The organism is Streptomyces sp. NPDC058773 (assembly GCF_042746015.1).
Classification (GTDB): Bacteria; Actinomycetota; Actinomycetes; order Streptomycetales; family Streptomycetaceae; genus Streptomyces.
Map to the genome: position 1 here is coordinate 94,099 of NZ_JBHYPE010000009.1, position 13,241 is coordinate 107,339.

Genomic DNA, 13,241 nt, shown 5'->3' on the forward strand with positions numbered 1-13,241 from the left:
TGCCCCCGTCACCACACCTTGCGGGAGTCCCATTCATTAGGACATGATCTCGTTCAGTGCGGGACACCGGACCGGTCAGCGCCCCCACGGGACGCACAAGTACCGGTGACAGCGCCGGAATTGGGTCGGTAGTGTCACCCGACCGATCCGATCCGCAGCGAGTGGCGACAAGACCGAGGGCGACGATGAGCGAGTCAGTGGCGCCGGGGACCGGCCGGACGTCCGGCGGTGGGCGTCCCGGCGAGCGGGCCGCGGGCGCGCTGGACCGGGGGCTGGCGATCCTGACCCATGTGGCGGGCAACCGCGGTGTCTCGACTCCTGAGCTCGCCCAGGCGCTCGGGCTGACCCGGAGCACGGCCTACCGTCTCGTCGACCGCCTGGAGGAGCAGGGCTGGCTGACCCGCACCCCGGCAGGCGGGCAGTGGCAGTTGGGGCCGACGGCCGTACGGCTGGCGTCCGCGGCGGTCGCCTCGACCACGCTGCGCGACACCGCGGCGCCCGCGCTGCGCAAGCTCGCCGAACTCACCCAGGAAACCGTCAGCCTCGGCGTGCCCAACGGTCTGACGATGGTGTTCGTGCACCGCGAGCGCGGCACCCGGCCGGCCGTGGTGACCGCGGAGCTGGGCGGCTCCCGCCCGCTGCACTCCACCTCGCTGGGCCGCGCCTATCTGGCGGCGCTGCCGCGGCAGAAGCTGGAGGACACCCTGATCGAGCTGGTCCGCGACCCGCGGTGCCCGGTGTCCGCGGCCACGGTCTCGGACGTGCATGCCGAGATCGAGCGCACCCGGGAGCGCGGCTGGTCCCAGGACCTGCGGGACTTCGACGAGTCGAGCTGCTGCTGCGGCGCCGCCGTCTACGACCACACCGGGCTCCCGGTCGCCAGCGTCAGCGTGGCCGGGGTGGCCGAACGGATGGCGCCGCTGGTGCCGGCCTACGGCCCGGTGGTGGCTCAGGTGTGCAGTGAACTCTCCTCGGCGCTGGGCTACTTGGCGCCCGGCGCCTAGGACACGGGCACGCACTCCGCAGCGGCGTCGGGCGCGCTGCTGCGCACCGGATTGGCCAGCCGCCCGATCCCCTCCACCTCCGACTCCAGCAGATCACCCGGCCGCAGCGCCCTCGGCGGCCGCATGAAGTCGCCGCAGCCCGCCGGGGTTCCGGTCAGCACCACATCGCCGGGCCGCAGGGTGAAGAACCGGCTGAGGTAGGCGATCAGCGCGGAGACCCGGAAGACCATGTCGGCCGTCGAACCGTCCTGCACCGTCTCGCCGTTGACCCGGGTGCGGATGCGCAGCCGCTGCGGATCCGGTATCTCGTCGGCCGTGACCAGCACCGGCCCGAAGGGGCAGAAGGTGTCCAGGCCCTTGCCCCGCAGTGACTGCCCGTCGCGCTCCTGGAGGTCGCGGGCGGAGATGTCGTTGGCGACGGTGTAGCCGAAGACGTACCGCAGCGCGTCCGCCTCGGACACCCGCCGGGCCTCGGTACCGATGACGACGGCCAACTCGGTTTCCCAGTCGACGCGCCGGGTGAGTTCCGGGTCGATGACGACCGCCTCGCCGCTGCCGATGACGCTGGAGGAGACCTTGGGGAACAGGCGGGGCTCGGCGGGGCGCCGCCCGCCCCGCTCCACGATGGCGTCCGGGTAGTTCATCCCGACGCCGTACAGCGCGCCCGGCCGGTACGGCAGGGCGGGCACCAGGTCGGCCCCGGTGGGCAGTTGGCCCCACGACCAGGGCAGGGTGCCGCCGATGATCACGTCCGCGAGGGAGACCGAGGGCGGTGCCAGCCGCCAGGGGTCCTGCGGGGCGAGCCGGCCGGCCAGCCGGGCGCGCCCCTGATGAATGAGGGTGGCCAGATACACGGTGCCCTCCAGGGCGGTACGGCGCCCCGTCGCGATGCGGCGGGGCGCTCGACAGATGCGGACCAGACGCTTCCGGGAGCGGCGAGGCATGAGGCCATGTGCGGCGCTACGCGAATTCCCCCTCCCCGCCCCGTCTCCGGGTCGCCCATGACATGATTTACCCCTCAACAACACGGCGTGTCCCACCAATTGGGACTCAACGCCATTCAGTGAGACGCAATGAGCCCCGACGGTACGGGAGGCGAGCCGTCGGCCGCAATGGCCGGATCTCAGCGGCAGGCGGGGGAAGCGGGGAGACCGCGCACGGTGCGGACGGCGCCCGCGGGGAGGGCGGATCGGGGCACCCGGACCACTGGGTTGCACCCGCCGGCCGAACCAGCCACCGATCGTTCTCCGCCCCGCTCTTGAGGCCGTTTTGGCCTGCGGGGGGTTTCTCCATACGATCCGGCAATGATCACTAGAAAACGGCTGGCGGCCGGGGTGTGCGGCCTGCTCGCCGCGATGGCCGTCGCGCTGATACCCACACCTGCCACCGCCGGTGAGCCGGTGGCGAAATCCTCCCCCAAGGTCGAGTTGACGCTCGACGTCAGCGGCTCGATGCGGGCCCGGGACATCGACGGGCAGAGCCGGATGGCCGCGGCGAAGCAGGCGTTCAACGAGGTGCTGGACGCCGTCCCGGAAGACGTCCAGCTCGGCATCCGCACCCTCGGCGCCAACTACCACGGCGACGACCGGAAGGTCGGCTGCAAGGACACCCGGCAGCTCTATCCGGTCGGGCCGCTGGACCGGACCGAGGCGAAGACCGCGGTGGCCACCCTCGCCCCCACCGGCTGGACGCCCATCGGCCCCGCCCTGCTCGGCGCGGCCGACGACCTCAAGGGCGGCGACGGGTCCCGCCGGATCGTCCTCATCACGGACGGCGAGGATACGTGCGCGCCGCTCGACCCCTGCCAGGTGGCCCGGGACATCGCCGCCAAGGGCATCCACCTCACCGTCGACACCCTCGGACTGCTGCCGGACGCCAAGACCCGCAACCAGCTGAGCTGTATCGCGGAGGCCACCGGCGGCACCTACACCTCGGTGCAGCACACCAAGGAACTCCGGGACCGGGTACACCAGTTGGTGGACCGCGCGGCCAAGCCCGTGGTCACCCCGAAACCGACCGAGGGCACCCAGCAGTGCGCCGGCGCCCCGGAGCTCAAGCCCGGCGTCTACACCGACCGTGAGAAGTTCGCCGAGCACCGCTGGTACCGGGTGGCGGTCCGCCCCGGCCAGGAGCTGCGTGCCTCGGTGAGCATCGGCGCCGACCGCGCGGTCAACAACGACTACGGCCTCCTGCTCCGCGCCTCGACCGTGCACGGCCGGGAGATCGTCCGCGGCGCGGAGGCCGGTGACGGCCGTACCGACGTGATCTCCTCCGGGCTGCGCTACCCCAAGCCGCAGCTCGACTCCTCGGACGAGGCGGACGAGTCCGCGAAGGAGACCGTCTGCCTCCAGGTCAGCAACTCCTTCTCGGCGCCCGCCTCGGTCAAGACCGACCCGGGCCTGCCGGTCGAGCTGACCGTCGACCTGGTGGACGGTCCCGATGACGCCTCCGACGCGGCCTTCTTCGGCCTGGGCCACGGCTGGTGGTTCCTGATCGCGATGGTGCTCACGGGGCTGCTGGCCGGCCTGCTGTGGGGCTGGATCTCCCGTTGGCGCATCACCGTCTGGAGGACCAACTGATGCGTGCCATACGCACACTGATATCCGCCGCCGTGCTGGCGGGCGCGGCGCTCCTCGGCCCGGCGGGCACCGCCGTCGCCGACAGCCCCTCCCCCAGCGCGAGCGCCGACGGCGAGACGGCCGCGCCGACCGAGGCCGGAACCTCGTTCCGTACCGCGACCGCGATCAAGCCGGACCAGCGGGCCACGGCCAGCGCCTCCACCGGTGACTACCTCTACTGGGTACTGCCCGTGGACGCCGGACAGCGCGCCACCGTACGGGCCGAGGTGACCCTCCCGAAGGCCGCCCGGCACGGCGCGGCCACCTGGCAGCTCGATGTCTACGACGGCCTGCGCCGCCGCCAGTCGTGCATGTACGGCGCGCAGACCAGGACGGCGGAGCAGGACGCCGGTTCCGTCGAACTGTCCTGCACCCTGCGCACGGTCCGCGCCTGGGCGGAGCCGTGGGCGAACGACCCGCTGCCGGGCAGCTACTACGTCCGGCTGACCGTCACCGACCTGCCGAAGGACGACCTCGGCCTGCCGGTACGCGCCGAGGTCGACGCCACCACGGCCGACATGGGCGGTGCGCACGCGGTGGACGGCAGCCTCGCCGCGCCCCTGGTGCCCGGCGCCGGCACCGCGACCCCGCAGGCCGAGGAGAGCAGCGCTCCCGGAGCCGCCGCGGCCCTCGACGAACCGGACGGCGGCTGGTCCTCGGGCTGGTGGTCCGACCGCTGGATCTGGACCGCGGTGGGCGGGCTGCTCGCGGCCCTCGGCGGGATCGCCGGCTACCGCCTCACCCGGGGCGCGGGACGCCCGTCGCACCTGCCGCCGGGCGCCTGACCGGCCGGGGCGGCCAGGCCAGTTGGCCGTGGCCGCCCCGCACACCGGGCCGCGTCCCGCCCGGGAACGGCCCATGGCCGCTGCCGGCGGCGTTCAGAGCCGGCCCAATCGTGCGACAAGGAGCGCGGCGTCGTCCGTGGAGTTGGCTGGACGTACCGCCGTCATCGCGTCACAGATCTCGTCCAGGGGTGCCTTCGGATCGCGGACGGCACGGCTCAGGAGCGCGATTCCCTGGTCGAGGTCCAGAACCGCGTTGCGGTCTTCGATCATCCCGTCCGTGTAGAGGACCACCAGGCTCCCCGGCGGGACGGGGTGTTCCCGGTCGGCGTACACCTCGTGGAGGCCCATCCCCACGGGCGGCCCCGGCTCGCACTCCAGCAGGGCCACCGATCCGTCCGGCCTGACCAGCAAAGGGGGCGGGTGCCCGGCGAGTGCGATGCGGCAGCGTCCCACACCCCCGTCGTACACGACGCAGGTACAGGTCGCGGCGAGTTCACCGTCGCTGCCGGCGAACAACCCGTCCAAGCGGGTGAGCAGTTGTCCTGGCGGCAGTCCAACTGCCAGGAGCGCGTGCACCGAGGAGCGGTAGCAGCCCATCGCGGCGGCGGCGCCCACGCCATGGCCGATCACGTCACCGATCCCCAACCCGATCCGGCCGCCCGGGAGGGGCACCGCGTCGTACCAGTCGCCCCCGGCCAGGGTGTCGTCTTCGGCCGGACGGTAGCGGTACGCCAGTTGGAACCACTTCGCCGAGGGCAGCTGGGTGGGGAGCAGGTGGCGCTGGAGCGCGAGAGCTGCCAGCCGTTCGCGTCGATAGAGCAGCGCGTTGTCGATCGCTGTGGCGGTACGGGCCGCGATCTCGCGCGCCAGGAGCGCGTCCTCGGAACTGAAGGCATCCACCTGACGCAGGAAGGTCACGGCTCCGATCATCCTGCCGACCGCGATCAGCGGCACCGCCATGCCGTGCAGTGCGGCCCCGTCCTTCTTGGTGGTCTCGAATGCCACCGGCTGCGCCGAGTTGACGCACTGGGCGGCGGCCCGGAGCGTCGGACGCGGCTGGGGCAGCTCGTCCTCGGGACGTGGCCTGCTGGCGCCTGACGTGAGATTCAGGGGGTGGAAGAGAGGCCCCGGCGGGGCAGCGGGATGCTCGCCGGATTCCGCCGCGCGGGCGTCGAAGGAATCGGCGGCCGGCTGCGCCGCGCTCTCCAGCAGATCGACCTCGACGGCTTCGGCGAATCCCGGAACACAGGCTGCTACGAGCTCGGCCGCGACGGTTCGCGGGTCCAGCCCCTGGCCGAGCCTGGCACTGACCTGGCCCAGCAGTTCCAGCCTGCGCCGGCCGCGGGCCGTGTCCAGGAGCTCCCCTCCACCGTCCGTCAACTCGTAGACGATGCCTCCCGCGCCCAGGATCCTGCCGTCGGGCCCTTGAAGCGGGAACAGGTTTCCGATGACCTCGTACGGATCGCCGTCCGGCCTGTTGGCCGCCACCCGGATGTTCTCGATGGTCTCCCCTTCGTCCACAATCCGGCGCAGCATCCTTTCGATCGCTTCCGGATCAGGCAGGTTCAGAACTTCGAGGACGGACCGGCCCAGATGCTGTTCGACGGAGATGCGATGCACGCGGGCGTACGTCTCGTTGACGTACACGAAGCGCAATTCCGTGTCGACTGCCGCCAGGCCGACGGGGGAGGAATGCACGAGATGGTCGAGCATGACCGCGTGGCCCTGGCTGGTCACCTGTGCCTCGGGCACCGCCACGGCGAGTACGCCCATACCGGTCGCCAGTGGAACCGGCACGGGGTGCCAGGTGACGCTGCGGCATGTACCGTCGCGGCAGCGGAGCCAGTCCGTGTGCACGCTGTCGGCCGTGCGCAGCACTTCCTGGACGAGCGCTCCTCCCCGTAGCTCCGTCCGGTCGGCGAGCAGCGCCGCGTCCCGGCCGATGACCTCCTGATCCGGATAGCCGGTCAGTGCCTCAGCGCCGTCGCTCCAGAGCTGGACGCGCCCGTCGGGATCGATGAGCGCGGTGGCCAGTGAGGTCCCGGATTGTGGCTCGGCCACTACCAACGGTGGCGACGCAGATCGCGGACCAGGCCGGCCTCCCGCATGCGCAGAATCCACCGTGCACACCGTCCCAGCAGCATGGGCACGTGCGCACAGGATGGCACGCGCCATCACTCACGTTCTTTCCGTCTTCACCAAGATAGGAGGTGATGTGTGGATTTTCCTGGTGAACGGCCGTTGATCCAGGTGTGCTGACCGGAGAGGCTGGTGACGCGGCTCCAGGCGACGTACATCGCGGCGGCGACACCGGAAAGCGTCATGTTTCGCACGGCGTCCAGATCCCGTTGTGCACCCTCCAGCGGCAAGGACAACAGCGTCAGCGGAAGGGGTGGGACCACACTGACCCACAGTCGGGCGGTCGCCCCGCCCCTGCCAGGGGGTAGCGGGGGCGGGGCGAACCGCACGGCCCGGGTTCACAGGCAAAACCGGGGCCGAGCCGGGAATCGGGGAAAATTCCTCGGCTCACCCTGGGATACGCAGCGCGCGCCGGGAGCGTTCAGCCGGCTTCCGGATTCGTCACGGCAACGGGGGGCCGTGGCGCCCGCGCCGGCCCTCCGTGCGGCCGAGCGCCGGCCCGCCCGTGGTGGCCGTCAGGTGAGGACGCCCGTACCCAGCAGGCCGAAGAGCAGTGCGCCGACGAGGATGCGGTAGATGACGAAGGAGTTGAAGGAGTGCTTGGCCACGAACTTCAGCAGCCAGGCGATCGAGGCGTAGGCGACGCCGAAGGAGACGACGGTGCCGATGGCGAGCGGTGCGACGGCCGCGCCGGTGCCGATGGCGTCCTTCAGCTCGTAGATTCCGGCGCCGGTGAGGGCCGGGATGCCGAGGAAGAAGGACAGCCGGGTGGCCGCGACGCGCTCCAGGTCGAGCATGAGGGCGGTGGACATGGTCGCGCCGGAGCGGGAGAAGCCGGGGAAGAGGAGCGCGAGGATCTGTGAGCAGCCGACCAGCATGGCGTCCTTGAGCGAGGTGTCGTCCTCACCGCGCTTGTGACGGCCCATCTGGTCCGCCGCCCACATCACACCGCTGCCGATGATCAGTGAGCCGGCCACCACCCAGAGCGAGGCGAGCGGGCCTTCGATCAGCGGTTTGGCGGCCAGGCCGACGGCGACGATCGGGAGGGTGGCGTAGATCACCCACCAGGCGAACTTGTAGTCGTGGTGGTAGCGCTCCTCAGGGTTGCGCAGTCCGCGGAACCACGCGCCCACGATGCGCACGATGTCCTTGAAGAAGAAGACCAGGGCCGCGGCGATCGCACCGACCTGGATGACCGCGGAGAAGGCGACGACGGCCTTGTCGTTGACGGGGATGCCCATCAGGCCTTCGGTGATCTTGAGGTGGCCGGTGGAGGAGACCGGAAGGAATTCCGTCACCCCCTCGACGGCTCCGAGGACGACGGCTTGGCCGATGCTGATCGCGCTCATGGGGTCCATTTCGGGTGGTCGGTGTGGTGACTGTACTGGTATCGCGGCGGTCCGGCCGACGGGCGGCGCGGTCCGGCGGGACGGCGGGCGCCGGTGTGGTACGCCCCGCGGGCGGGCGCGGACGGGGAGAGATGGCTCACGACTGCCACATCGAGTGGCGGCGGGCCGCCGTGATCCGATACGGATGAACGCAGCCCGTGGCCGACGGTGAACTGGGCGCGGACGGACGGGCCTTGAGATATGCCACCCGCCCCTCCTGTGCCGGGCCGGGGTGCGCTGTGGCGCATCCCGGCATCTACAGTTCGACCGACGGTCTACAACACTGTAGACGACCAGGGGGAGGAAGGGCACGCCCGCCGGGCGCCGCACCCGCCCCGCAGCAGTCCACCCGAGGAGCCGGTATGCCGTTCACCACGATCGCCATGGTCATCGCCCCCACCGGCACGGCAAGACGGCCACGGCGGCCGACGGACCACTGGGAGGCCGTGTCGTGATCCCCGCCCCCAGGTCCTCCACCCGGCAGGGCACCGGCCGGCCCGCGAACGACGAGGCGCCCGCCGAACCGGCGCGCCACCCCGCCGGCGCCCCGGGCGAACCGGCGGCTCCCGCCCCGCCCAAACAGCGCGATGCCTTCTTCGACAACGCCAAGTATCTGGCCATCGTGCTGGTGGCCGTCGGGCACGCCTGGGAGCCGTACTACCACGGCAGCCGGACCGCGGCGGCCCTCTACTGCTTCGTCTACGCGTTCCACATGCCCGCGTTCACCGTCATCTCCGGCTATTTCTCGCGCAGTTTCGATATGCGCCGCGACCGGCTGCAGCGGCTGGTCACCGGAGTCGCCGTCCCGTTCGTCGTCTTCCAGACGGCCTTCGCGCTGTTCCGCTACTGGGCCGGCGACATCCCGGGTTTCACGGTCAGCCTGCTGGACCCGTGGTTCCTCACCTGGTTCCTGGCAGCGCTGTTCATCTGGCGGCTCACCGCACCGCTGTGGCGGATCGTGCGGTGGCCGGTACCGCTGGCCCTCGCGATCGCCGTCGCGGCGTCCGCGTCCCCGGATGTCGGCACCGAGCTGGACCTGCAGCGGGTGCTGCAATTCCTGCCGTACTTCGTCCTCGGGATGTGCCTGAAGGCGGAACACTTCAGCCTGGTGCGGCGCCGGCCGGTGCGGATCGCCGCGCTGCCCGTCCTCGCGGGGGCGCTGGCCTTCGCGTACTGGGCCGTGCCCCGGATGAACGACGCATGGTTCTACCACACCGACAGCGCCGAGAAGCTGGGCGCTCCCTGGTGGGTGGGTGCCCTGATGCAGCCCGCCCTGTTCGGCTGCTCACTGGTGCTGACGGCGTGCTTCCTGGCCTGGGTGCCCGGCCGCCGGATGTGGTGCACCGTACTGGGCGCCGGCACGCTCTACGGCTATCTCCTGCACGGCTTCCTCGCCAAGGGCTCCCGCTGGTGGGACTGGTACGACACCGGCTGGGTCCGCACCCCGTGGGGCGCCGTCGCCGTCACCTTCATCGCCGCGGCGGTCGTGACCCTGCTGTGCACCCCGCCGGTGCAGCGGGTCTTCCGCTTCGCCATGGAGCCGAAGATGGCCTGGGCCTTCAGAAGGGAGCCCCGGGCCGGTGCGGCGGCGGCCGGGAAGCAACCGTCGGCGTCGCAGGCCCACGGAGGTCGGGGAGACGCCCCCCAGTAGGGGCGGTGCCGCCTCGGGCTCCCGCACGGCCCCGATTGCCGGGTCAGGGGGCACCAGTACTGTGGGCGTGACAGTTGGCGTGGCTCATACCTGCGGTGATGGCTCTCTCTCGGGCCGGTCGGGCGCTTGACACAACGTGATCGGACGTACCCGGGAGAGGGCCGGCAGCCCGATGAGCCCCGGCCATCCGAACCCTGCAGAGGCGCCGATCATGGATCCCGCTGCCGCGGCACCGCCACCCCGTACGGGCATCAGCCTGCGCCAGTTGCTGATGTCGCTGGGCGAGCCCCTGGTGGAGCTGCAGGCCGCGCCCGCCGGGCTGGACGTCGAGATCCGCAGCGTCGCGCTGCTCGACCCCGAGGACCCGCCGATGGCCCACCCCGGCGAGCTGATCCTCGCCATCGGGGCACGGGGGCGTGCGGCGTTCCCCGCGCTGCGGGCCGGCGGCCGTGACGGCGCCGCCGCCGTGGCGGTGAAGCTGGACGCCCCCGGGCAGGCCGCGGCGCTCAGCGCGACCGCCGTCGAGGCCGGGATAGCGCTGCTGTCCGTGCGGGGTGAGGCGCGCTGGGAGCAGGTGGACGCGCTGGCCCGCGCGGCGCTGGAGAGTGCGCCGCAGGACCGCCCCGGCGAGGGGGCCGAGGAGGGCGACCTGTTCTCCCTCGCCCAGACCACGGCGATCCTCACCGGCGGCATCGTCAGCATCGAGGACACCGCCAACCGCGTGCTGGCCTACTCCCGGTCCGCCGATGACGACGAGGTCGACGACCTGCGGCGGCGGTCCATCCTGGGCTGGCACGGCCCGGAGGCGTATCTGTCGAGGCTGCGCGAGTGGGGTGTCTTCCAGCGACTGCGCACCTCCGACGACGTGATCAACATCGACGCCCACCCCGAGCTGGGCATCCGCCGCCGGCTCGCGGTGGCCATCCGGTCCGGGGACCGGCAACTGGGCGTCATCTGGGTGCAGGAGGGCTCCACGCCGCTGACCGAGCGGGCGGACCAGGCGCTGCTGGGCGCGGCCCGGGTCGCCGCCCTGCATCTGGTGCGCCGCCGCCGCGAGCTCTCCGCCGATCTGACGCTGACCCGTACACTCGCGGCCGGGCTGCTGGAGGGCAGCACCGGGCCCCAGCCACTGGCCAGCCACCTGGCCCTGGACGCGGCCCGCCCGGCCGCCGTCCTGGGCTTCTCGTACGGGACGGCCGAGGCCACTCCGCCGGAGCTGGCCCGCGGCGAGGTCAGCAACCTGATCTCGGTGCACACCGCCGCCCGGCACAGCAGTGCCGTGGTCACCCAGGTCGACGCGCGGATCTATGTGCTGCTGCCGCAGCTGCCGCGCAGCATCGACACCGGCACGCTGCGCGGCTGGGGACAGGAGATCACCGACGCCGCCGGGCGCCACCTGGGCCTGTCGCTGCGCGGCTCGGTCGGCTGCATCGTGCCGGGGCTCGGGGAGATCCCCGAATCGCGCCGGGAGGCGGACCGCATCCTCGACGCCATGCTGAGCGTCGGCGTCGCCACCACGGTCGCCGCGCTGCCGGACATCCAGGCGGAGGTGCTCGTCAGCGAGGTGCTGTCGCTGCTGTCCGCGCACCCCGAGATGCGCGACCCCCGGCTGACCGCGCTGATCGCCCATGACAGCCGCAACCAGGGGCAGTTGGCGGAGACCGTGCTCGCCTATCTGAACGCCTTCGGCGACGTCCGGGCCGCCGCCACCGAACTGCATGTGCACCCCAACACGCTGCGCTACCGCATCCGCCGGGCCGAGGATCTGACCGGTCTCGACCTCAGCCGCCCGGACCAGCGGCTGCTGGCCATGCTCCAGCTGCGTCTGCCGCCCGCCGGCTGAGCGGGGCGCGGCGGGCCGGCCGGGATACCGCGCCGTGCGGCGTCCTCTCCGCACGGAAGGCCGCTGAGGCCGGTTCCCAAGTACCCGGCTCCTCGGTACCGCCACTGGTCAACAACTCCTGAACTGGGCGATATTGCTCTATTGAGCTGACGGGCCGGCGATGACGAGTGCAGTGCCCTCGCGGTGCCCGGGGAGACGCTGAAGGACATCGGCGGGAACGTGCTCAAGACCCTGCTGACCGGCCCGCCGTCCGACGACGCCGCGCCTGCGTCACGCCCGGACCGCCGACGACGGCGGACGCGGACCGTTCATCGTCGCGCAGCTCACCCGGCGCTGGGGCACCCGCTACACCCCGAACGGCAAGATCATCTGGACCGAACAGGGCGTGCGTGCCGTCCGACGCAGGCGCCTACGGCGAGGACTGAGGCGGAACCGCCGGGGCGCCCGGCCAGGCGCTCCGGCCGCCGTCGGGCTCGCCGCCGCCGGGCACATGGCCGCAGTCGTCCCCGGCCGGGACCGGCCAGCCGACCAGACCGCGGCCGGGCAGATCGACATGGTCCCAGTCGGCGCCGGCCACCACGCGGCGCGGCTCCGCGCCGGCCGTCCCGGCCGTGAGATGAGCGGTCACGAAGGCCGCGCTGGTCCGGACGATGTCGCGGGTCAGCCCGAGCGGAAGCAGCGAACGGGTCTCGGCGGTCGCCTCGTCCTCACCGGCCCGCAGCACCACCCGGACGTCCGGTGCCACGCCGTGGGCGGCGACCGCGACGGCGATGTTGTCCAGCTCGTCGGAGCCGACGGCGGCGAGCGCGCGGGCCCGCCCGAGGCCGAGCCGGGCCAGCACGGCCCGGTCCTCGCCGTGCGCCAGCACCACGGGTATCCCCATCGACCGCGCGAGGCGCAAGTTCGGGGCGGTGGGCTCGCGTTCGACCCCGACGACCGGGACCCCCAGCTGCCGCAGGGTCTGGCACAGCCGCAGACCGACCTGTCCCAGCCCCACCACGATGACGTGACCGGCACGCGGCAGCACCCGCGGCCCGAGGACGCCGACCAGCCGCGGGCCGAACATCCGGTCCACGATGCCCGCGGTCAGCAGCGCGGTGAAGCCCACCGTCACCAGCATCGCCACCCCGGAGACCACTTCGTACCCGGGATGGCCGGCGTGCGGCGCAGCCGGCCCCACCCCGGCCACGACCCGGGCGGCTTCCAGGAAGGCGGTGCTGACCGGCTTGTGGAACGCGGCGACCAGCCAGACCCAGTCCAGAACCAGGACGCCGACGATGCCCAGCAGCCCGATGAGCAGCAGGCGGGCGTCCGCGTCATGGGGCTGCAGCTGCCCGCGCAGCCGTCCCAGCAGCGCCCGCCGCCGGGCGGCCGCGCTCGCCCGCCAGACGGTCTCCACCAGCCGGCCCTGCCGCGGACGGACCGCCACCGCACCGTTCCCGTCGTCCCATACGGCCAGCGCGTCGGGGTCGACACACAGACCGGCCAGAGTCGGTGCCAGGAGGTCGGCGGGTGAGACCGGCACACAGTCGCGCAGCAGCAGCCGGAGCTGCTGTGCCACGGTGCGGTCGAAGACGGTGACGACGATCCGGACGGTGTCGCAGACATGGCGTACCGCGAGGGCGTAGCGCAGCGCGGACAGATCGTCGCCCACCAGGACGGCGACCCCGGCCGGTTGGGCGGAGAGCGCCCTGCGGAGGTCGTGGTCGTCCGGTGCCGCGAGGTGGTCGACGGGGTGACCGCTCTCCCCGAGGGAGGCACAGACCCGGCGCGCGAGCGTGGTCGCGCCGATCACCACGATTCCGGCACCTCG

The 13,241-nt window shown here is 72.4% G+C and carries 9 protein-coding genes; 5 read left to right on the forward strand and 4 right to left on the reverse strand.

The genetic code is table 11. The annotated features are described in order from the left end of the window. Positions 1-185: 185 nt before the first annotated feature. Entirely contained in the window at positions 186-1,004 is an 819-nt protein-coding gene (locus ACFW5B_RS10990; protein ID WP_386436584.1) for an IclR family transcriptional regulator, read from the forward strand. Here the strand turns inward: ACFW5B_RS10990 and ACFW5B_RS10995 are convergent. Beyond that, positions 1,001-1,948, reverse strand: a complete 948-nt coding sequence (locus ACFW5B_RS10995) for a fumarylacetoacetate hydrolase family protein (RefSeq protein ID WP_386436587.1) — start codon at positions 1,946-1,948, stop codon at positions 1,001-1,003. The two genes, ACFW5B_RS10990 and ACFW5B_RS10995, sit on opposite strands and share 4 nt — an antisense overlap. 360 nt (positions 1,949-2,308) lie before the next feature. On the opposite strand from ACFW5B_RS10995, the gene ACFW5B_RS11000 reads away from it, so the two are divergent. Continuing rightward, on the forward strand, positions 2,309-3,583 hold the full coding sequence (locus ACFW5B_RS11000; protein WP_386436590.1) for a VWA domain-containing protein: 1,275 nt from the start codon (positions 2,309-2,311) through the stop codon (positions 3,581-3,583). Then, entirely contained in the window at positions 3,583-4,407 is an 825-nt protein-coding gene (locus tag ACFW5B_RS11005) for a hypothetical protein (RefSeq protein ID WP_386436593.1), read from the forward strand. Before ACFW5B_RS11000 ends, ACFW5B_RS11005 begins: the two co-directional genes overlap by 1 nt. Before the next feature lie 93 nt (positions 4,408-4,500). On the opposite strand, the gene ACFW5B_RS11010 is transcribed toward ACFW5B_RS11005, so the two are convergent. After that, positions 4,501-6,468 (reverse strand): SpoIIE family protein phosphatase, encoded by a 1,968-nt coding sequence (locus ACFW5B_RS11010; RefSeq protein WP_386436596.1) that lies wholly within the window; start codon positions 6,466-6,468, stop codon positions 4,501-4,503. Positions 6,469-7,061: 593 nt separating this feature from the next. Further along, positions 7,062-7,895: an undecaprenyl-diphosphate phosphatase gene (locus ACFW5B_RS11015; RefSeq protein ID WP_386436599.1), complete on the reverse strand. Its 834-nt coding sequence runs from the start codon at positions 7,893-7,895 to the stop codon at positions 7,062-7,064. A 493-nt stretch (positions 7,896-8,388) separates the two neighbouring features. Here ACFW5B_RS11015 and ACFW5B_RS11020 point away from each other — a divergent pair, with 493 nt between their 5' ends. Continuing rightward, the gene (locus ACFW5B_RS11020; protein ID WP_386436885.1) at positions 8,389-9,585 is read left to right on the forward strand and encodes an acyltransferase family protein; all 1,197 of its coding nucleotides are present in this window, start codon (positions 8,389-8,391) and stop codon (positions 9,583-9,585) included. Positions 9,586-9,796: 211 nt separating this feature from the next. Beyond that, positions 9,797-11,428, forward strand: a complete 1,632-nt coding sequence (locus ACFW5B_RS11025) for a helix-turn-helix domain-containing protein (RefSeq protein WP_386436602.1) — start codon at positions 9,797-9,799, stop codon at positions 11,426-11,428. Between the two features lie 409 nt (positions 11,429-11,837). On the opposite strand, the gene ACFW5B_RS11030 is transcribed toward ACFW5B_RS11025, so the two are convergent. Further along, positions 11,838-13,226 (reverse strand): NAD-binding protein, encoded by a 1,389-nt coding sequence (locus ACFW5B_RS11030; RefSeq protein WP_386436605.1) that lies wholly within the window; start codon positions 13,224-13,226, stop codon positions 11,838-11,840. Positions 13,227-13,241: the final 15 nt, after the last annotated feature.